Origin of the sequence: Lentzea alba (assembly GCF_011067745.1) — a bacterium.
Lineage (GTDB): Bacteria > Actinomycetota > Actinomycetes > Mycobacteriales > Pseudonocardiaceae > Lentzea > Lentzea alba.
In genome coordinates this window covers 428488-448321 of the sequence record NZ_JAAMPJ010000005.1, presented here as the reverse complement: position 1 = coordinate 448321, position 19834 = coordinate 428488, and the positions used below count along the sequence as shown (strand labels likewise).

Below are 19834 nucleotides of genomic sequence, written 5' to 3'. Positions count from 1 at the left end.
TTTCCTGAGTGTGGAAGTTTTCATGCTTGTCGCCTTGAAGCATTGAAACTTCTTATAGACAGAGCTAGTTCGCAGAAGTGTTTCCAGAACGCTTGTACTGTGCGACTGCTGAGTAGTTGCAGGTGAAGAGGGGTTGTACACTTCCGCATCCCGGCTTGCCGGGATGCCTGTTGACGCGCAGTTGCCCTCGAGTTCGCCTGGATCGCTATCGTCTGCTTTGGACGGTCGCCCTGGTCGTGTTCGAGGTCGGCGTGTCACGATTGATCAATCACCATCGGTTCGAGCTCGTACTTCAGGCATCCGGGAATTGGCAAGTCGTCGACGCCGTGCTGTGGGGGTCGCGCAGAATGCTCCGGGTGTCGTGCGTTCTCGGGCTCCCCACATCGAGAAGGAACCATGACCACCCCGAACCAGCCTCTTCGTCGGCCAGACTTCCCCCGCGGTGCCGGCGTGCCTGTTCCCCACCTCCCCACCGGGGCGGGCCCGGTGATCGGGCAGCCGGTCACCCCCGTTGACTGGTTCCGGCGCATGCCGAACGGTGGCACGGTGTTCCTCAAGCCCTCCGAGGGCGAGCGGAACGCCTGAGCTTCGTGCTCCAGTGTTGCCGAAGGGGCCGGTTCGCCGGCCCCTTCGGCGTTTGGTCGTTTGGGGATACGACTTCACAGACGCATAACAACTAGGCCACAAGGGGCACTGTTGATCGTCACCTAAGCCGTTCGGGGGACGTCGATCGTCTTAGATCGCGGCATCCCGCCGATCACCCCCACGGAGTAACACCATGCGCTTGACGCCCCTCAGAAGAGCCGGCCTGCTCGCTTCCGCCGCGGTGGCCGCTGTGGCCACGCTCGCCCTGTCGAGCACCGCGTCCGCTGACGAGCCGACGACGGACGACAAGCGCGCGACCCCGTACACCAAGAACATCGACATCAGGCACCCCGAGGCCTGCACCGTCGGTGGGTTGACCGGCGAGACGATCCACCCGAACGAGTTCACCTACACCGGCGGGGACAACCAGATCCACCTCAACATCACGGCGGTGCTCTCCGACAAGACGATCACCGGTGTGGTCGTCAAGGGTGGGCCCAACTTCAACGTCTACCTCGCCAAGGACCTCGGCGCCCTGCCGTGGAACGAGCTGCGCGCTCCGTTCAACGACGGTGGCCAGCAGCCGGAGATCAGCCACTGGTACGGCTGCGGCGTCAAGAAGGACACGTCGACCACCACGACCACCACCACGACGACGACCACCACGTCGGGGTCCGAGACCACGACCACCACGACCACCACCAGCGCCACCGAGACGGCTACGACGTCGTCGCAGGTTGCCGCGACCACGACGACCACCGCCGCGGCCGTGGCCGCGGGTGAGAGTCTGGCGTCGACCGGGTTCGGGTCCGCCTGGCTGGTCGGGCTCGGTGCGGCGCTGCTGGCCGCCGGTGCCGCCGTGCTGCTGGTGCTGCGCAGGCGTCGCGTCTAGGAGTTCTCCATCAGCACGCCCCAGAGCGTGCCGAAGTTGATGCGGGTTTCGACGTGGAACTCCACGTCTTCAGGAGCCGCCCCGCCGCCGTAGGTTTCCACGGCGCGCTGGGCGGCTTCTGCGCCTCTGGCGCCGGCCAGGCAGGCCAGGTCCCACGCCACGGGGCCGCGCCAGGTGTCCTCGAAGTCGTTCCAGACCGGGCCGGCGGCGGTCATCAGCACGTTGCCGTAGTGCGAGTCGCCGTGCAGCGGTTGGACGTCGTTGTAGTGCGCGTCCCACTCCGCCAGCAGCTCGGCGTGTCGTTCGCGGAACGGCGCCAGCTCGGGGACGCCGATGCTCTCCAGGTGGGCGAGCGTGTTCTCGACGTCGTCGAGAGGGCCGCGGACAGGTAGGTCACCCTCGTAGAGGCGCAGTTCGGCGTGCAGGTCGGGCAGGAGCTTGAGCACGTCCGGACGGCTCAGCTCGACAGAGGGATCGTGCGGGACGTACGTGCTGAACGTGAGCACGAAGCCGTCCACCGTGTGAGGCCCCGCAGGCAGTTCCTTAGAAGGCGTCACGACGGGTACGCCGCGTGAGGCCAAGAAGGCTGACACCGAGAGGTCGCGGGCCAGGTGTGAGGCCACGGACGGGCGCACCAGGGCCGTGCGGCGCGCGATTCTGGCGACGACCGGTGCCGGGCGCAGGTGCACGATGACGTTGCTGCCGTCTTTCAGGACGACCGGGTCTGTGCAGACCACGCCGTGAGAGGCCGCCAACGACACTGCGACGCGCACGGCTGCAGAGGTGCTCACGGCAAGAAGGCTGGCATCAGCCCTGTGGGAGGAGCGACTCCATTTCCGCTATCTCCTTCTCCTGGTGGCTGACGACGTCCTGCGCGAGCTTGCGGGTCTCCGGGTCGGTGCCCGCGGAGAGGTGCTTCTGCGCCATCTCCACGGCGCCGCGGTGGTGCTGGATCATCAGCGAGAGCCACTGGCGGTCGAACTCGGTGCCGTCCAGGTCGGCGAGGTTGCCGAGGTCGACCATGCCGTGCGACTCGGAGTGGCCGTGCGAGGTGTGTGAGGAGGCCTGCACGGGGGCGTTCCACGTGCGGAGCCAGCCGTTCATGCGGTCGATCTCGGGCTTCTGCGCGCCCGCGATGCGCTTGGCCAGGTCGATCACGTGCGGGTTCTCGGTGCGGGAGGCGACCAGGTCGCTCATCTCCAGCGCCTGCTCGTGGTGGGGGACCATGCCCTGGGCGAACGCGACGTCCGCCGAGTTGTGCGTGGCGGGGGAACCACAGGCGGCCAACATCAGGACTGCGGCGGCAGCGGACAATCGGAGCACGGCGGCAGAATACGTGTGACCTGCGCTACGCCGCTGGCCACCGGGCATGGCCCACCCGAATGGAGCTGATCGGCTCCGTCTAATATCCCTCGGAGTTTCCCGAACGAACTGGTCCCACCAAGGCCTGGAGGCACCGTGACGGCCGTAGCCCCGCAGCCGATCGCAACGCGTCCTTATCCGACGCGCACTGCGGTCAAGGGGTCCTTCCTGCTGCGGATGTTCCGCACCACGGACCACAAGCAAATCGGCATCATGTACCTGGTCACCTCGTTCGCCTTCTTCATGGTCGGCGGCGCGATGGCCATGCTGATGCGGACCGAGCTGGCCCGGCCCGGCATGCAGTTCCTCAGCCAGGAGCAGTTCAACCAGCTCTTCACGATGCACGGCACCGTGATGCTGCTGCTGTACGCGACCCCGATCGTGTTCGGCTTCGCGAACTTCGTGCTCCCGCTGCAGATCGGCTCGCCCGACGTGGCGTTCCCGCGGCTGAACGCCTTCTCGTACTGGCTCTACCTCTTCGGTGGCCTGATCGTGATGGCGGGCTTCGTCACCCCCGGTGGCGCCGCCGACTTCGGCTGGTTCGCGTACACGCCGCTGTCGAGCGCCATCCACTCGCCCGGCGCGGGTGCCGACTTGTGGATCTCCGGCCTGGTGGTCGGTGGTCTCGGCACCATCCTCGGCGCGGTGAACATGATCACCACCGTGGTCTGCCTGCGCGCGCCCGGCATGACGATGTTCCGGATGCCGATCTTCACCTGGAACATCCTGGTGACGTCGGTGCTGGTGCTGCTCGCGTTCCCGATCCTCACCGCGGCGCTGCTCGGCCTGCTGGCCGACCGCCATCTCGGTGCGCACGTGTTCGACCCCGCCAACGGCGGCGTGATCCTGTGGCAGCACCTCTTCTGGTTCTTCGGACACCCCGAGGTCTACATCGTCGCCCTGCCGTTCTTCGGCATCGTGTCGGAGATCTTCCCGGTGTTCAGCCGCAAGCCGATCTTCGGTTACAACGGCCTGGTCTACGCGACGCTCGGCATCGCGGCCCTGTCCGTCGCGGTGTGGGCGCACCACATGTACGCGACCGGCGCCGTGCTGCTGCCGTTCTTCGCCTTCATGACGTTCCTCATCGCTGTTCCGACCGGTGTGAAGTTCTTCAACTGGATCGGCACGATGTGGAAGGGCCAGCTGACGTTCGAGACGCCGATGCTGTTCTCGATCGGCTTCATCGTCACGTTCCTCTTCGGTGGTCTGTCCGGCATCCTGCTGGCCGCGCCCGCGATCGACTTCCACGTGTCCGACACGTACTTCGTCGTGGCGCACTTCCACTACGTGCTCTACGGCACGATCGTGTTCGCGACCTTCGCGGGTATCTACTTCTGGTTCCCGAAGATCACCGGCCGCTTCATGGACGAGCCGCTCGGCAAGCTGCACTTCTGGACGACGTTCCTCGGCTTCCACGCGACGTTCCTCGTCCAGCACTGGCTGGGCAACGAGGGCATGCCGCGCCGGTACGCCGACTACCTCGCGTCCGACGGCTTCACGACGCTGAACATGATCTCGACGATCGGCGCCTACATCCTGGGCGCGTCGACGCTGCCGTTCATCTGGAACGTCTTCCGGAGCTACCGCTTCGGTGAGGTCGTCACGGCGGACGACCCGTGGGGCTACGGCAACTCGCTCGAGTGGGCCACGTCGTCCCCGCCGCCGCGGCACAACTTCACCGAGCTGCCCCGGATCCGTTCGGAGCGCCCGGCGTTCGAGCTGCACTACCCGCACATGATCGAGCGCATCCGGAACGAGGGTCACGTGACCTTCACCGGCAAGACGATCGCGCACAAGGACGCCAAGCCCGCTCCCTCGGAGCTGGCGGCCGCGGCCATCAAGTCGGGTACGGCGTCCGAGAAGGACGACGCGGAGCACGACAAGTAACCTGCAGTTCACAGGTTCAACGACGAGCCCCGGCCGCTGCGCGCTGCCGGGGCTCGTTGCGTCTTACGAGGAGACGACGACGTGAAAACGCCCGTGCTCATCACCGTGACCGGCCCCGACAAGCCGGGTGTCTCCTCGGTGCTCTTCGCCGTGCTGACCAGGCACGGCGTCGAGGTGCTCGACGTGGAGCAGGTCGTGATCAGGGGACGGCTGGTGCTCGGCGCGCTGGTCTCGACCGACCACGACCCGGAGGGCCTGCAGGAGTCGGTCGAGCAGGCCATGGCCACCGTCGCGATGCACGTGGAGATCGAGATCGGCGCCGACTCGAAGCGCACCGCGCGCCTGGAGTCGTCGCACGTGCTGATCGTGCTCGGCCGCCCGGTGACGGCGAAGGCGTTCACCGAGGTGGCGCGCCGGCTTGCGTCGCTCGGCGTGAACATCGACGCGATCCGCGGTGTCGCCGACTACCCCGTCACGGGCCTTGAGCTGCGGGTTTCCGTCGCCGACGACACGCTGGAGAACGACGCGGAACTGCGGTCCGCGCTGGCCGACGTGTCGGTGCGGGTGGGCCTCGACATCGCGGTCGAGCGGGCCGGCCTGACCCGCCGGGCGAAGCGCCTGGTGGTGTTCGACGTCGACTCCACGCTGATCCAGGGCGAGGTGATCGAGATGCTGGCCGCGCACGTCGGGTGCGAGGAGCAGGTGCGCGAGATCACCGAGGCCGCGATGCGGGGCGAGCTGGACTTCGCCGAGTCGCTGCGCCGCCGCGTGGCGTTGCTGGAGGGACTCGACGCCAAGGTGCTGGACGAGGTCGGCGCCTCGCTCGAGCTCACGGCCGGCGCGCGCACGACGATCCGGACGCTCAAGCGCCTCGGGTTCTTCTGCGGTGTCGTCTCCGGCGGCTTCACGTCGGTGATCACGGGACTCGCCGACGAGCTGGAGCTCGACTTCTGCGCGGCGAACACGCTGGAGATCGTCGACGGCAAGCTGACCGGCAAGGTGGTCGGCGAGATCGTCGACCGGCCGGGCAAGGCCGTGGCGCTGCGCCGGTTCGCGCAGGAGGCCGGCGTGTCGCTGGCGCAGTGCGTGGCGGTCGGTGACGGCGCGAACGACATCGACATGCTGAACGCGGCCGGTCTGGGCATCGCGTTCAACGCCAAGCCCGCGCTGCGCGAGGTGGCCGACACCGCGTTGTCGCACCCGTTCCTGGACGCCGTGCTGTTCATCCTCGGCGTCACGCGGGCCGAGGTGGAGGCCGCGGACGCCGCCGACGGCCTGGAGCTGACCCGGCTGTGATGATTCTCGACCTGATCGCCTCCCGGAACTACGCCGAGGAGTCGGAAGTCCGCGCGATGCCGATGGTGTTGCGCATCGAACGCGTGGATCCGCCTTCCCGGACGGCGTTGCTGGAGGCCGCGGCCGCTTCGGCGGTCGCGGTGTGCCTCGACCCGCGTGCCGACGTCGGCGGGGAGTGGCACGAGGCCGTGCGCGCGTGGGTGGCCGGGCGGATTCGCAAGGTGTCGCGGCGGGCCCGTGGCGTGCAGTGGGACGCGGTGCAGGAGCTGCCGGGCGTGACGATCACCGTGGACAGTGCGTCGGTGCGGTCGTTGCTGCCCGTGCTGGTGTCCGAGACGCCTCGGGAGGTCGCGAAGCTGCAGATCTCCGGCTCCGACCTGCCGGCGGACGAGCCAGGGGCGGTTCCTGAGGGAGCGCGGCTGCTGTACGTGAACCCGCGGGTCGAGATGTCCGCGGGCAAGCTCGCGGCACAGGTGGGGCACGCGTCGATGTTGCTGGCGCCGCACCTCTCGGTGTCCGAGCTGAAGGCGTGGGCCGCGCTGGACTACCGGTGTGCCGTGCGGACACCGTCCGTGGCCGAATGGGACTCGCTGATCCACCGCGGCGACGTCGTGGCCGTGCGGGACGCGGGGTTCACGGAGGTCGAGCCGGGCACGACGACGGTACTTGCTGTTTGAGATGGGCCTGATCGGGTAAATCCCCGGCTCGTGGGCTTACTCGACGTGCTCGACGCGAGGCTCGGTGACGGGCTGGAGAACGTGCTGTGCTCCCACCACGCCCGCCGGCTGCGGCGGCTCGGGTGGGGCGAGGTGATGGACGGCGATGCGACGGGGTGGTTCACCCCGCGCCGGACTGTCCAGCACGGCAGCAAGATCGAGGTCCTGATCGACGGCGCCACGGCGTTTCCCGTTGTGGCGCAGGCGATCGAGAACGCGCAGAAGTACGTCCACATCGCGAACTGGCACGCTTCGCCGGACTTCCGGCTGACCCGCGAGCCGGGCGCGCCGCAGCTGCGCGAGCTGCTTTCGGCTGCCGCGGAACGGGTTCCGGTGCGCGTGCTGCTGTGGGCGGGCCCGCCGATCCCGTTCTTCGAACCGACCCGCAAGCGCGCTCTGGCGGCGCAGAAGGCGTTCTGGGAGTGCGGTGCCGTCCGGTGCGAGCTGGACGCGCGGGAACGAACCCTGCACTGCCACCACGAGAAGATCGTGATCGTCGACGACGTGGCGTTTGTCGGCGGTCTCGACATGACCGCGGTGGAGGGCGACCGGCACGACTCGCCGGAGCACCCGCCGCGCGACCTCGGCTGGCACGACCACGTGGCGCGGCTGGAGGGCCCGGTGGTGGCCGAGGTGGCGGGACACTTCGCCGCGCGGTGGCTGGAGATCGCGGGCGAGACCCTGCCCGCACCCGAGGTGCCGCCCGAGGCCGGACCGTCGTCGGTGCAGCTGGTGCGCACGATTCCGGAACGGACCTACGGTTTCGCCCCGCACGGCGACTTCAGCCTGCTCGACTCGTACCTGCGGGCGTTGCGGTCGGCCAAGTCGTTGATCTACGTGGAGAACCAGTTCTTGTGGTCGCCGGAGATCACCGAGGTGCTGATCGAGAAGCTGTGCCGGCCGCCGACACCGGAGTTCCGGATGGTGCTGGTGCTGCCGCAGAAACCCAGCAACGGCGCCGACACCACGCGCGGTCAGCTCGGCCGGTTGCTCGACGCCGACGTCGATCGGCGGCTCGTCGCTGCAACCCTTGTCGCACACGGCGATGCTCCGGTCTACGTACACGCCAAGCTGGCCATTGTGGACGATGAATGGCTCTCGGTCGGCTCGGCGAACCTCAACGAGCACTCGCTGTTCAACGACACCGAGGTCAACGTGGTGACCGACGACCCGGAGGTCGCTCGGTCGACCCGGCTGCGGTTGTGGTCGGAGCACCTCGGCGCCGACGTGTCGGGGCCGGTCGACGAGGTGGTGGACGGCGTGTGGAGACCCGCCTTGGAGGGGCGTTCGCGGGTGATGCCGCTGCCCGGGGTGTCGCGGCGATCCGGAAGGTTGCAAGGACCGTTACGTGGATTGCTGGTCGACGGCTGATCTCTGGGGCTAGTTTGGCGACGTGGCCAACGAGGTGACGATCCCGCTGTTGCCGTGCGCCTCCATCGACGAGGTCGCCGAGTTCTACGTGATGCTCGGGTTCACGGTCACGTATCGGCAGTACCGGCCGAACGCCTATCTGTCGGTGCAACGCGAGGAGATCAACCTCCATTTCTTCGGCATACCGGGCTACGACCCGTCTGCGTCGTACAGCTCGTGTCTGGTGCAGGTGGAGGACGTGCGGGAGCTGTACGACGCGTTCGCCCACGGCATGCGCGCGGTGTACGGGCAGGTGCTGCTCACGGGGATTCCGCGGATGACCCGGCCACGCCGCGACGGGTTCCTGATGGTCGACCCCGGCGGGAACTGGATCCGGGTGGTGCCGGCGATGCGGGAGCCCGTGTCGAGCAACGGGCTGACGCGCGCGTTGGACAGCGCGGTGACGTTGGCCGGGTCGCACGGGGCGGAGCGGCAGGCGTTGAAGATCCTCGAAGGGGCGTTGGTGCGGGAGGTGCACGCCTCGGAGGAGGAACGGGAGTCGGCGCTGGAGTTCCGCGACGAACTGCTCGAACGCCTCGGGCTCAGGTATTAGACCGGCTGCTTGATGCTTTCGATGATCCGCGCGAAGCCTTCCTTGCCGCGGCCCGCGTCGATCTGACGCTGGATGAGCCGCTGGACCGCGGCGACCATCTCGGTGCTGATGCCCTGGTCGGCGCTGGCGGCCAGGATGTTGCCGAGGTCGGAGAACTCCAGGCTCTGCTGCCCTGGGACGGTGTAGTCGCCGCCGTCGACGACCTCGGCGAACCCGTGGAAGCCGCCGGTCATGGCGGTCAGCCAGGGTGCGGCCGCCGAGGCGAACTCGCGCGCTGTGATGCCGGCCGGCGCCACCATGGCGGCGCCGTGCAGGAACCCGGCGAACATGACGTACATGCCCGAGAGCAGGGCGAGGTCGTACAGGGAGGCCAGCCCGGCGTCCTCACCGAAGTAGGTGCTGGTGCCCCACAGGTCGAGCAACGGCTGGTACTCGTGGAACACCTCGGCCGACCCGCTGTAGAGGATCGACGACCCCGGCTGGCCGATCATGTGCGGCACGGCCATGATGCCGCCGTCCAGGTAAGCGATCCCGGCGTCCGCCGCCCAGACGGCTGCCTTCCGTGACTGGGCCGGCGTCGTCGTGGTCACGTTGATCAACACTCGTCCGGCGAGCTCGTCGGTGAGCGGATCGAGCACCTCGTGCACGGAAGCGTCGTCGAACAGGCAGGCGATCACCACCTGGCTGTCCCGAACCGCGTCACGGGCCGTGGCCACGGCGTTGGCGCCGAGCGCGACGAGGGCGTCCGCCCTGCCCGGTGAACGGTTCCAGACCGTCGTCGGATGTCCTGCCTCGACCAGGGCGGTAGCGAGGGCGCTGCCCATCGCGCCCAGCCCGAGAACGCTCACCTGGACGCTGTTGTCCGCTGTCATTTTCCGGATTTCCCCTCGTGTTCGTCGTTCGGAGGAATCCTCTCCGGCACGGAAAGCGTTGACCAGTACGGACTATTTAGTGGGGTACGCACCAGCGAGTAAGTCTTGGGGGTTGGAATGGCAGCACGACGTGGTCCTTACATCTGTGGCATCGACGCCGCGATGGACGTCGTCTCCGGCAAGTGGAAGTCGCTGATCCTGTGGGAGTTGCACCACTACGGCACCCGCCGGTTCGCCGAGCTCCGGCGCGGGCTGCCGGGCGTCAGCGAGAAGATGCTGATCCAGCACCTGCGGGAGATGGAGGAGGACGGCCTCCTGCACCGCGAGGTGTACGCCGAGGTGCCGCCCAGGGTCGAGTACTCCCTGACGGAGCACGGTGTCTCTCTCAACGCCGCGCTCGCCGCTCTGGGGGAGTGGGGTGCTGAACGCATCCGGCGGATCGGGGCGGAGAAGGTCGTCGTCGATGTTGCCACGGCTTAATCTACATAGGTAGTATTGGTGGCGTGGAGCCACTGCAACGCATCGGCAAGGCCACCGTTGACGTGCTCGAGGTGCTGCTCGGCACCGACGAGCCGCGCTGGGGGCTGGAGATCATCAAGCTGACCGGGCGGCCGTCGGGCAGCGTTTATCCGTTGCTGGACCGGCTGGAGCGGGCCGGTTGGGTGACGTCGACGTGGGATGACGACGCCGAACGGCGTGGGCCGCGCCGACGGATGTACCGGCTGACGGCCGAGGGGGCCGCGGAGGCTCGCAAGGTCGTGGCGCGGGCTGCTCCGGCGCCTCGGTTCGTGCCCAGGGCGGCGCAATGAGAGGCGCGTTGTTGTTGGTGCGGTTCGCGGCGGCGGTTGTGGGTGATGACCGCTATCGCGAGCAGTGGGAAGCGGATGTTGTCGGGGCGCGCGGGCTCGGCATGTCGCCGTTGGGGGTGGCGTTCGGGGCGTTGCGCGCTGTCGTTTCCATGCCTTCGAAAGGGGTTGCTGTGGCTGGGATTGGCCCGTTGGGCATGGCGTTGAAGCACGCCGGCACGTCGCGTGGGCGTGTGCTCGCCATTGCTGTTGTGTCGGCGTTGTTGTTGCTGGGCGGCGTTGTCATGTTGTTTGCTTGAGCAAATTGCTCGGTGTCGTTTCGGCGGGACCGGGCTTAGCTTCGGGCGGTGGCGAACGAACTGACAATTCCGCTCCTGCCCTGTCCTTCCATCGACGAGATCGCGTCGTTCTACGAGATGCTCGGCTTCTCGGTCACCTACCGGCAGACGCGGCCGAACCCGTATGTCGCTCTACGGCGTGAAGACATCAATCTGCACTTTTTCGGGATGGACGACTACGACCCGGCGCAGTCGTACAGCACGTGCGTGATCATCGTGCAGGACACCGGCCCGCTGTTCGAGGCGTTCGCGGCGGGGATGCGTTCTGTCCACGGCAAATTGCTCATGTCCGGCATTCCGCGGATGACCCGGCCGCGGCTGCGCAACGACAGGTACACCGGGTTCACCGTGGTCGATCCGGGCGGCAACTGGATCCGGATCAACAAGGCGGTTCAGGAGCCTGAAGCGACTTCGAAGCTCGCCAAGGCCATGGAGGACGCCGCGCGGCAGGCTGACGCGCGCGGTGACGAGCGTCAGGCGTTGAAGATCTTGGAAGGCGCGCTTCGTCGCGCTGACGCGGCCGATCCCGGGCTCGTGGAAGCCCAGGGGTACCGCGACGAGTTGAACGAGCGGATCAAGGGGTCTGAGGAGTCTGGGCCGCGTCCAACCGCTTGAGCGCGGCCCTGACCACCTCGGGGTCGTAGGTCGTCCAGAACGGGGGCAGTGAGGCGCGCAGGAAGCCGCCGTAACGGGCCGTGGCCAGCCTCGGGTCGAGGATGGCCACCACGCCCTTGTCCGACATCGACCGCAGCAACCGGCCGGCGCCCTGGGCGAGCAGCAGCGCCGCGTGGGTGGCCGCGACCGTCAGGAAGCCGTTGCCGCCACGCGAGTTGACGGCTTTCTGGCGCGCGGAGGCCAGCGGGTCGTCCGGGCGCGGGAACGGGATCCGGTCCATGATCACGAGCTGCAGGCTGGGGCCCGGCACGTCCACGCCCTGCCACAGCGACAGCGTGCCGAACAGGCACGTGCGCTCGTCCTCGCTGAACTTCTTGACCAGCAGGCCCGTCGCGTCGTCGCCCTGGCAGAGGATCGGGTGGTCGAGCTTGTCCCGCAACGCTTCCGTGGCCGCCTTGGCCGCGCGCGTCGACGAGAACAGCCCGAGCGCCCGGCCGCCGGCCGCGTTCACCAGGCCCTCGATCTCGTCGAGGTACTCCGGCGGCAACCCGTCGCGCCCCGGCTGAGGCAGATGCCTCGCCACGTAGAGGATGCCGCTCGACCCGTGCTGGAACGGGCTGCCGACGTCGAGCCCCGACCACTTCGGACCGTCGATGTCCTTGTCCGTCGCCGCGCCCTCGATCTTCTTGACCTTCTCCGACGGTGGCAGCCCCCACTGCCGCGCCATCGTGTCGAAGGCGCCGCCGAGCGTGAGCGTCGCAGACGTCAACACGGTGGTGCGCTTGGCGAACAGCCGTTCTCTGAGCAACCCGCCCACGCCCAGAGGTGCGACACGGAGCGTTGGCGCCTTCTGGTTGAAGTCGCCCGACACCCACACGACGTCGCGCTCCTCGTCGAACGCTTCGAGGATGCGCACCGCGCAGTCGTGGACCTCCTCCAGCAACGCCAGCGCGAGCTTGCGCGCCGTCGCCCCGTCCGGGTCCTCCTTGCGCTCCGGCCCCATCGCCGACATGCAGTTGTGCGAGGCGTCGCGGGTGGCGGCGAGCGCGCCCGCGAGTGCCCTGGGCAGCGCATCGAGGCGGCCCGCCGGCATGTCCTCGAGGATCATCGCCAGTCCGTCACCGGCCTCGGCGAGCCGGTCCGCGATGTCCTGGTCGATGAGCCTTCCGCAGCGCCTGGCCGCGATCGCGACCGACGCCCCGCTCAGCTCCTCGGTGGCCACCGACGTGATGCGGTCGACGAGGTCGTGCGCCTCGTCGATCACCACCACGTCGTGGTCCGGCAGAACCTGGTAGCCCTCCAACGCGTCGATGGCGAGCATCGCGTGGTTCGTGACCACCACGTCCGCCTTGCCCGCCTCGGCCCGCGCCCGTTCGGCGAAGCAGTCGGACCCGATCGGGCACTTCGACACGCCCAGACACTCCCGGGCCGTGACGCTGACCTGCCGCCACGCCTGCTCGCTGACGCCGGGCACCAACTCGTCGCGGTCGCCGGTCTCGGTGTCCGACGACCACTGGTGCAGCCGCTTGACCTCGCGCCCCATCTTCGAGACCGCGAACGGGTCGAACAGCGCCGCGTCGTCCGGCTCCTCGGGCGCGCCGTTGTGCACCCGGTGCATGCACAGGTAGTTGCGCCGCCCCTTGAGGATGGCGAACGTGGGCTCCCGCCCCAGATCCTTCTTCAGGGCCTTGGCCAGCCGCGGCAGATCCCGGTCGACGAGCTGCCGCTGCAGCGCGATGGTGGCCGTGGAGACCACCACCGTCTCGTCCTCCGCCACCGCGTGCCGGATCGACGGCACCAGGTACGCCAACGACTTGCCCGTGCCCGTGCCCGCCTGCACCGCGAGATGCTCGCCCGTGCGGATGGAGTGGTCGACGGCCTCGGCCATCTCCACCTGACCGGGACGCTCCGCGCCGCCGACGGCGTGGACGGCGGTTTCGAGCAGGCTCAGGGTGGGGGGAACTTCAGGCACGAGACAGACCGTACCCGGCAGGTCCGACAGTCCCCGTCAGGCGTCGCGGACCGGTCCGCGCCACCGGCGAGCTGGCAGGTCCGGTGTGTGTATGGCAGGACCCCGGCAAAGTCCCGTCAGGCCATCTGCCTGCCAATGGCGTCTGCAAGTACCACCAACTCAACATCAACAAGCACTTTGCTACTGCAAACTGGTCTTGCTCATCTCGCCCCCACGCAGCGCCCGGCTTAGCCATGTTCGGTAACTGTCGAACATGTTGGGTGTAGTTGACGGCGATTTGATCAAGGGTTGGTAGTACTTGCAGACGCCCCACCAGCAGAAACGACTTTGCCGGGGCCCTGGGGTGGGCGAGGCGGCGGACGGCGTGAGGCGGTGTGAGCCGTCTCTGATCACGCGGGTCGACGCCTAGTTGGCCGCCACACGGTTGATGGTGTCGCACGCACGGGCCGCCGCCGCGCGCCGCTGACGGCTCAGTCGCCCCCGCCTCCGCCGCACCCGCCACCACAACCACCGCCGCTGTCGCCGCCGCCGTCACTGCCGCACGAACTCGACGAACAGCCACTCCCGCAGCTGCTGCTGGACGACGTGTCGCGATGCGGCACCATTCCGACCATCACCGGGGTCAGGCCGAACATCCCGGCGATCGCGAGACCGCCGGCGCGGCCCCGCAGCCCCCTCGACGCGACCGCGCCCAACGGGTCCTGCGGGCTCACCCGTCGTTGCGTGCGCTTCACCAGGCGGTAGCCGGATCGGGTCCGCAGGCGGCCGGGATCGCGCGCGCTCAGCACCGAGGCCCAGACGAACACCAGTGCCCCGGCCGCGAAGAAGTACCAGAACGGGTGCTCGGTCACTCGTGGCACGGGGAGTTCCAGCAGGAGCTCCGCGGCCACGAGGCGGAGGACCCCGGCCAGCACGAGGCCGGCGCCCAGCAGGAACAGCCACGGGTACAGCCTCGGGCGCCACGAGCGGCGGCGCCGGAGCAGGCCGCGGTCGGCCAGGTGGGCGCGCAGGCCCGCTGCCTCGGGGGAGACCGCCGCGCTGTGCAGGACGTCGTTCAGCGGGCGGCCGTAGCGCAGGCCGTTCAGGATCTGGGCTTCCAGGGGCGAGGAAGGGCCGCGGCCCGGCACGTTCACGGCGCTCGCCACGCCGTCGCGCGAGATCCGGACCAGGCCGGCGTGCAGCAGTCTGGCCAGCGCCACCTCGGCGGCGCGGGCCGGGCCGCCCGCCAGGCAGCCCAGCTCCTCAGGGGTCACGTGGAATTCTCGACCGCCGGGCTCACGTCGTTACGTCAGCCAGGATTCGGTCGAACAAGGGCTTCCAGCAACTGACGAGGTTGTCACGGCAGTAGGACGAGACCTCACATCACGCACGAGCCATAAACGTGCGCGCCCAAGCTACCGACGGCGCAGCAACGCCCAGGTGCCCGGCAGCACGCCCGCGGCCAACGCGATCTTCAGCGCGTCGCCGAGCAGGAACGGCAGCACGCCAACGGCAACGGCCTTCGACAACGACATGCCCGTCGCCGCCATCAGCCAGGGCACGCCGACCGAGTAGATCGCCAGGTTGCCCAGGGCCATCGTGCCCACCACGCGCAGAGGCGTGCGGTCACCACCACGTCCGGCCAACGCGCCCACGAGCGCACCCGCGAACACGAAGCCAACGACGTAACCGAGCGACACGGGCGCACCGGACGTACCGCCCTGGAACCACGGCACGCCCGCGACGCCCGCGATCAAGTACAGGAGCATCGAGGTGGCGCCGCGCTGCCAACCCAGGGCAGCGCCGACGAGCAACGCCGCGAACGTCTGGCCGGTCAGCGGCACGGGGCTGCCGGGGATCGGCAGCGCCACCTGTGCGGCGAGGCCGGTGAGCGCGGCGCCGGCGACCACCAGGGTCAGGTCGCGGACGAGGGCGCCCGGCACGAAGTCGGCGAGCACGGTGCGACGAGGCGCTAGTGCGAGAGTCACGGTCCCTCCCAGGCGGAATCGAGAGGACCTGAGGTTAACCATGGAAACTCGAGAACGTCTTTGTTCGATCTCTACAAAGTGACCGGTTACACATCGAGTGCGACCTTGCCGGCCGTGCGCTCCTCGTTGCGACGGGTCTTGGTCCAGCCGTTGTTGCCGCGCACCAAGCGGATCAGTGCGCGCCACGACGTGATGTAGAAGGTGTAGATGTACAGCGCGTAGCCGAACCCGTACCCAATGCTCTTCCAGAACCCAACGGGCACACAGCGTGCACGGTAGACCGGTCCCCACAGGACGAACGGCAAGAGCCCGAACGCGCCGTACACGGTGAACAGGATCCACGCGCCGTCAAAGAACCACGCCACGACTTCGGACGGCGACACGACGAACCGGTACGCCATCATGGCCATCGGGATCGGGTAGATCAGCGTGCCGAGCAACTGCATCCACGGTTGTGCGAGGTAGTACATCATCTCCGCGGCACCAAGAGTCGTCAGGTGCTCGGAGTCCCAGATGCGCCTCAGATAACGCATGCACTGCATGGTTCCCTGGCCCCAACGGGTGCGTTGGGCCAAGAAGCGGCGCAACGAGTACAACGCCTCCTGGTTCACGTGAGTGTCCAACGAAAACCCCGTGTGCCAACCCGCGGTCAACAGGTGCACGCCGAGTTCGAAGTCCTCCAGCAACGACCCGCGCCACGGACTGCCGGTCGGCCCGGCGATCGAGTCCAAAGCGGACAGCCGGGTGAACTGACCGTTGCCGCCCATGGAGATCGTGCCGGTGGCGCCGCGCGACATCTGGATCGCCGCGATGGCCGTGCGGAACTCCAGGTCCTGCATTCGCACCAGGCCGGCACCGAACGCGCGCCGCCACCACGACACACCCGGCTGCCGCTGACCCGCGTTGATCATCCGCACGTCCACCTGCACGGCACCGATCCGCGGATTGCCGAAAAGATGAGCGGCCGCACAGACTTCCAGGCAGTTGGGAGCCGGACGACCGTCCGCGTCCACCACCACGACGATCGCACGGTCGGCGTCCGCGCGTCGGCCCATCCACATCTTCAGCGTGCGGTAGGCATCGTTCAACGCGTTGCCCTTGCCAGTACGGGCATACGGGCGTTGGCGCTGCACGAGATGAATCTGAGGATCTCGCACACCGCCGTTGCGCTTCAACGTCCGTACGACTCCGGCAGTGCGATCGTCGGAGTCGTCGTCGATGACCCACACGTGCGCGATGGGGAACGTCTCGCGCAGGTACCGGATCGTGTCGCCGATGACTGCCTCTTCGTCGCGGCACGGCACGAAGAAGTGCCACTCCAACGACGAAGGCTCGCCAAGAGGTGCCGGTTTGCGTCGCAAGTACGGCACCACGATCACGAACACGTACGTCACGAAGGCGACGCTCATCGTCAGAGCGAGTGCCTGCGTGAACCCGAGAACGAGGTCGAGGCTCACTTGCGCGTGGCCAGCCAGACGAACGCGACCAACGCGGCCGCGCCACCGAACACGCTCACCATCGACCCGAGCAGCGTGTGGCCCCAGTAGTAACCCGTGTCGACACCCAGCCACTGCACCAGCCCGACGAGAGTCAACACCCGGAACTGGTTCACGATCACGACAGCGAGCGCCGCGACCCCCAACGCGAACAGCACGCGCGACTGGATGCGCGGGCGCAGGGCGATCATCACCGCTCCCACCACGATCAACGGCAGCACCAGGAACGCGGACGTGCACTCCGGTGTCATGCGCAGACCCAGCGGCGTGTCCGAGCCCAGTCCGAAGTAGACGGTCTGCCGTTCGGGGACCACGTCCACGCCGTAGGAGCTGATGACGCTGAGGACCGCGCCGGACAGCGAGATCTCCGCCGTGCGGTACAGGCGGTGTGCGAACACGAGTCCCGCGGCAACGGCGAGCAGGACGACCACCGTCACCCGGCTCGGGAATGCGGTGCGGCGCACGGCAAGCGTCACCCGAGGATCCTTTCCACCGATGAGGGAGCGCCCAGACGGGCTACTTGACGTTCCATCGGTAGACGGAACGTCAGACCTCACCCCCGGATCGGGTGACGCCGTAACCGGAAATTGATCTAAAAACCCACGATGAGTGGCGCCGATTGGGCGAGTCGAGTGGTCGTGTCGCCCGATACGGGGAGTAACCCTCAGTTCCCTCGAAAGAAAGCCGATGCCGGTAATTGCCCCCGGAAAGCGTGAAACCACAGTGGTATCAGCGTGCCCTGGGGCCGGAGGAATCAAGGGAAGGAGTTTCATGCGTGTCCGAATGACGGGACTGGCTGGGGTCATCGCGATTGCCGCACTCCTGGTCGGTGCCGCACCTGCTTCGGCCGCTCCGGGGGACGCCTCGGCGTACGGTGCGAGGCTCAACGTGACGCTGCTCGGCAACCCCGCGGTCAACGCGGAACCGTTCGCCGCCGCCAACGCGAACGGGCCGACGCAGAACACGTTCGCCGGCGTCGATCTCACCGGGATTCTGAAGACCGGCCTGATCAACGCCTCCGCGTCGCGGGACGAGAAGTCCGGCGGCGTGTACTCGCGGGCGAGCACCGCGGACGTCCGGGTCGACCTGCTCTCCAAGGTCACCGGGAAGATCTCCGCCGAACTGGTGGAGGCGGAGTGCGCGGCGACCCAGAAGGGTCTCGTCGGCAAGTCCAAGCTCGCGGGCGTCAACCTCGGCAAGCTCGGCCAGGTCAACGCCGATCCAGCGGCCAACACCAAGCTCGACGTCCAGCTGGCCGGCATCAAGATCGCTGAAGTGATCTTCAACGAGCAGATCAAGAACAACGACGGCAGCCTCACCGTGAACGCGATTCACATCAAGCTGCTGCAGGGCGTGCTCGGCTCCATCGGCACCGGCGACGTGATCATCTCGTCCGCCACGTGCGGCCCCGCCGGCCTGCCCATCCCGATGGCGTCGGGCGCGGGCCTGTGGATCGGCCTCGGCCTGCTCGGAGTCGTCTCCGCTCCGGTCGCTTTCGTGGCGCTGCGCCGCCGCGCGTCGCTGAACGCGGCTTAAGGAGCGGCAGATGTACAAGGTCCCCGGTACCGGCATCGGTGTCGGCACGGGCGTGGGTGCCCTCGCGGTCACCGGCGCGGACGTGACGTGGTGGATCGTCGCGGGAATCGTCCTCCTCGTCGCGGGTGCGTTCCTCCTGCACTCGACGCGGAAGAGGCGCCGTGCGGTCCCCGTCAAGACCAGACCGAACCGAGCCGGCTGACACGGCTCGCCCGGGATTGCCCCCGCTCCCGGGCGAGCCTCCCGGTCTCCTGCGAGAAGAGGACAACGGTGAGGAAAGAAGTTCTGCTGGTGGCCGGCACGAGGCCGGAAGCCGTGAAGATCGCCCCCGTCGCGATCGCGTTGAGGGGGCACCCCGGCCTCCGTCCCACGATCGTCCACAGCGGACAGCACTCCGGCATGGTCGAGCAGGCGCTGGACGCGTTCGACCTGGTGCCCGACCTGCGGCTGGACGTGCCGCGGCACACCGGAACGCAGGCCGAGCTGGTCTCCCGGCTGTTGCCCGAGTTCGACGCCGTGCTGGAGGAGCGCGACCCCGCCGTCACCCTCGTGCAGGGCGACACCACCACCACGCTGGCCGCGGCGCTCGCCTCCTTCTGGCGCGGAATCCCCGTGGCGCACCTCGAAGCCGGTCTGCGCACCGGTGACCTCTACGGCCCGTTCCCCGAAGAGGGGACCCGGCAGATGATCTCCCGCATCACCTCGCTGCACCTCGCGCCGACCGACGACGCCGCCAACGCGTTGAACACGGAATCCCTGCCGGACAGCCACATCGTCGTCACCGGCAACACCGTCGTGGACGCCGTGCAGCGCGTCGCGGCCGCCGACGTCCCCGCGTCCAGCCCGGACCTGGTCGCCCTGGAACGCAGCCTCGACGCCAACGGTGGCCGGCTCATGCTCGTCACGGTGCACCGCCGTGAGTCGTGGGGTCGTCCGCTCATGCGCGTGCTCAACGCCGTGCGCTCCATCGCCGACCGGCACCCCGATCTGCACGTGTTGATCCCCGCGCACCCGAACCCCGGTGTGCGCGAACAGGTCGTGTCGCTGTTGGGCGGACACGAACGAGTCGTCATCACCGATCCGTTGGACTACCCGGACCTGGTGCGGGTCCTCAAGCGCGCGGCCCTCGTGCTGACCGACTCCGGCGGCATCCAGGAGGAGGCGCCCACGTTCGGCGTGCCGGTGCTGGTGCTGCGCGAGACGACCGAACGCATGCTCGCCGTCGACGCCGGGTGCGCCTGGCTCGTCGGCACCGACACCACCCGCATCCTCGCCGAGGCGGGCTGGGTGCTCGGCTCCCGGTTGCGGCTTCCCCTGGGGCGCAACCCGTTCGGCGACGGGCGTGCCGCGGTGCGGGTGTGCTCCGCGTTGGAGAGGCTGGCAGGCCTCCCGACCGCTCTGCCGCGCCGGGAGCCGTTCGCCACCCTTGTGGGTGTCCGCTGAGGACTACACGAACGGGTGACTTGGGCGCTGAGCGGTTATCACCGCCGCGCATCACACCCATTATCGGTCGGTGGTAATCAAGGCAATG

The 19834-nt window shown here is 68.3% G+C and carries 22 protein-coding genes; 14 read left to right on the top strand and 8 right to left on the bottom strand.

The features are described from left to right. Positions 1–450: 450 nt before the first annotated feature. Both G7043_RS49435 and G7043_RS21160 read left to right on the top strand, forming a co-directional pair. A complete protein-coding gene (locus tag G7043_RS49435) occupies positions 451–585 on the top strand; it encodes a hypothetical protein (RefSeq protein WP_278185804.1) in 135 nt (44 codons plus the stop codon). A gap of 193 nt (positions 586–778) precedes the next feature. After that, positions 779–1477, top strand: coding sequence for an LPXTG cell wall anchor domain-containing protein (locus G7043_RS21160; RefSeq protein WP_166047866.1), 699 nt, complete (start codon positions 779–781; stop codon positions 1475–1477). On the opposite strand, the gene G7043_RS21155 is transcribed toward G7043_RS21160, so the two are convergent. Further along, the gene (locus G7043_RS21155; RefSeq protein ID WP_166047864.1) at positions 1474–2268 is read right to left on the bottom strand and encodes a phosphotransferase family protein; all 795 of its coding nucleotides are present in this window, start codon (positions 2266–2268) and stop codon (positions 1474–1476) included. The genes G7043_RS21160 and G7043_RS21155 overlap by 4 nt on opposite strands. A gap of 16 nt (positions 2269–2284) precedes the next feature. Further along, complete coding sequence (locus tag G7043_RS21150) at positions 2285–2800, bottom strand: DUF305 domain-containing protein (RefSeq protein ID WP_166047862.1); 516 nt, start codon at positions 2798–2800, stop codon at positions 2285–2287. A 135-nt stretch (positions 2801–2935) separates the two neighbouring features. Between G7043_RS21150 and ctaD the strand changes: the two genes are divergently transcribed. From ctaD to G7043_RS21125, 5 genes are all read left to right on the top strand, one after another. Next, the gene (ctaD, locus tag G7043_RS21145; protein ID WP_166047860.1) at positions 2936–4726 is read left to right on the top strand and encodes an aa3-type cytochrome oxidase subunit I; all 1791 of its coding nucleotides are present in this window, start codon (positions 2936–2938) and stop codon (positions 4724–4726) included. Between the two features lie 81 nt (positions 4727–4807). After that, positions 4808–6022: a phosphoserine phosphatase SerB gene (serB, locus tag G7043_RS21140; RefSeq protein WP_166047858.1), complete on the top strand. Its 1215-nt coding sequence runs from the start codon at positions 4808–4810 to the stop codon at positions 6020–6022. After that, positions 6022–6699 (top strand): peptidyl-tRNA hydrolase, encoded by a 678-nt coding sequence (locus G7043_RS21135; RefSeq protein WP_166047856.1) that lies wholly within the window; start codon positions 6022–6024, stop codon positions 6697–6699. Before serB ends, G7043_RS21135 begins: the two co-directional genes overlap by 1 nt. A 30-nt stretch (positions 6700–6729) precedes the next feature. Then, a complete protein-coding gene (locus G7043_RS21130) occupies positions 6730–8109 on the top strand; it encodes a phospholipase D-like domain-containing protein (RefSeq protein WP_166047854.1) in 1380 nt (459 codons plus the stop codon). Positions 8110–8131: 22 nt separating this feature from the next. Continuing rightward, a complete protein-coding gene (locus tag G7043_RS21125) occupies positions 8132–8701 on the top strand; it encodes a bleomycin resistance protein (protein ID WP_166047852.1) in 570 nt (189 codons plus the stop codon). On the opposite strand, the gene G7043_RS21120 is transcribed toward G7043_RS21125, so the two are convergent. After that, positions 8698–9573: an NAD(P)-dependent oxidoreductase gene (locus G7043_RS21120; RefSeq protein WP_166047851.1), complete on the bottom strand. Its 876-nt coding sequence runs from the start codon at positions 9571–9573 to the stop codon at positions 8698–8700. The two genes, G7043_RS21125 and G7043_RS21120, sit on opposite strands and share 4 nt — an antisense overlap. Positions 9574–9690: 117 nt before the next feature. Here G7043_RS21120 and G7043_RS21115 point away from each other — a divergent pair, with 117 nt between their 5' ends. The 4 genes from G7043_RS21115 to G7043_RS21100 are packed head-to-tail and all read left to right on the top strand — an operon-like array spanning position 9691 to position 11332. Next, entirely contained in the window at positions 9691–10053 is a 363-nt protein-coding gene (locus G7043_RS21115) for a winged helix-turn-helix transcriptional regulator (RefSeq protein ID WP_166047849.1), read from the top strand. Between the two features lie 23 nt (positions 10054–10076). Continuing rightward, on the top strand, positions 10077–10382 hold the full coding sequence (locus G7043_RS21110; protein WP_166047847.1) for a helix-turn-helix transcriptional regulator: 306 nt from the start codon (positions 10077–10079) through the stop codon (positions 10380–10382). After that, positions 10379–10678 (top strand): hypothetical protein, encoded by a 300-nt coding sequence (locus G7043_RS21105; RefSeq protein ID WP_166047845.1) that lies wholly within the window; start codon positions 10379–10381, stop codon positions 10676–10678. The genes G7043_RS21110 and G7043_RS21105 overlap by 4 nt, the downstream gene beginning before the upstream one ends. A 48-nt stretch (positions 10679–10726) precedes the next feature. Next, positions 10727–11332: a hypothetical protein gene (locus G7043_RS21100; protein WP_166047843.1), complete on the top strand. Its 606-nt coding sequence runs from the start codon at positions 10727–10729 to the stop codon at positions 11330–11332. Here G7043_RS21100 and G7043_RS21095 read toward each other — a convergent pair. From G7043_RS21095 to xrtP, 5 genes are all read right to left on the bottom strand, one after another. Next, positions 11292–13220: an ATP-dependent DNA helicase gene (locus G7043_RS21095; RefSeq protein ID WP_166048273.1), complete on the bottom strand. Its 1929-nt coding sequence runs from the start codon at positions 13218–13220 to the stop codon at positions 11292–11294. The genes G7043_RS21100 and G7043_RS21095 overlap by 41 nt on opposite strands. A gap of 554 nt (positions 13221–13774) precedes the next feature. Beyond that, positions 13775–14557, bottom strand: a complete 783-nt coding sequence (locus tag G7043_RS21090) for a TIGR04222 domain-containing membrane protein (RefSeq protein WP_166047841.1) — start codon at positions 14555–14557, stop codon at positions 13775–13777. 141 nt (positions 14558–14698) lie between these two features. After that, positions 14699–15313 carry a biotin transporter BioY gene (locus G7043_RS21085; RefSeq protein WP_166047839.1) on the bottom strand — a complete coding sequence of 205 codons (615 nt, stop codon included), beginning with the start codon at positions 15311–15313 and terminating at the stop codon, positions 14699–14701. Between the two features lie 44 nt (positions 15314–15357). Then, positions 15358–16680 carry a glycosyltransferase gene (locus G7043_RS21080; RefSeq protein ID WP_166048272.1) on the bottom strand — a complete coding sequence of 441 codons (1323 nt, stop codon included), beginning with the start codon at positions 16678–16680 and terminating at the stop codon, positions 15358–15360. A gap of 44 nt (positions 16681–16724) precedes the next feature. After that, entirely contained in the window at positions 16725–17243 is a 519-nt protein-coding gene (xrtP, locus tag G7043_RS48435; RefSeq protein ID WP_313888000.1) for an exosortase P, read from the bottom strand. Positions 17244–17538: 295 nt separating this feature from the next. Between xrtP and G7043_RS21070 the strand changes: the two genes are divergently transcribed. From G7043_RS21070 to wecB, 3 genes are all read left to right on the top strand, one after another. Beyond that, positions 17539–18303, top strand: a complete 765-nt coding sequence (locus G7043_RS21070) for a choice-of-anchor P family protein (protein WP_166047835.1) — start codon at positions 17539–17541, stop codon at positions 18301–18303. 10 nt (positions 18304–18313) lie between these two features. Next, positions 18314–18505, top strand: a complete 192-nt coding sequence (locus tag G7043_RS21065; protein ID WP_166047833.1) for an LPXTG cell wall anchor domain-containing protein — start codon at positions 18314–18316, stop codon at positions 18503–18505. Positions 18506–18573: 68 nt separating this feature from the next. Further along, positions 18574–19746, top strand: a complete 1173-nt coding sequence (wecB, locus tag G7043_RS21060; RefSeq protein ID WP_166047831.1) for a non-hydrolyzing UDP-N-acetylglucosamine 2-epimerase — start codon at positions 18574–18576, stop codon at positions 19744–19746. Positions 19747–19834: the final 88 nt, after the last annotated feature.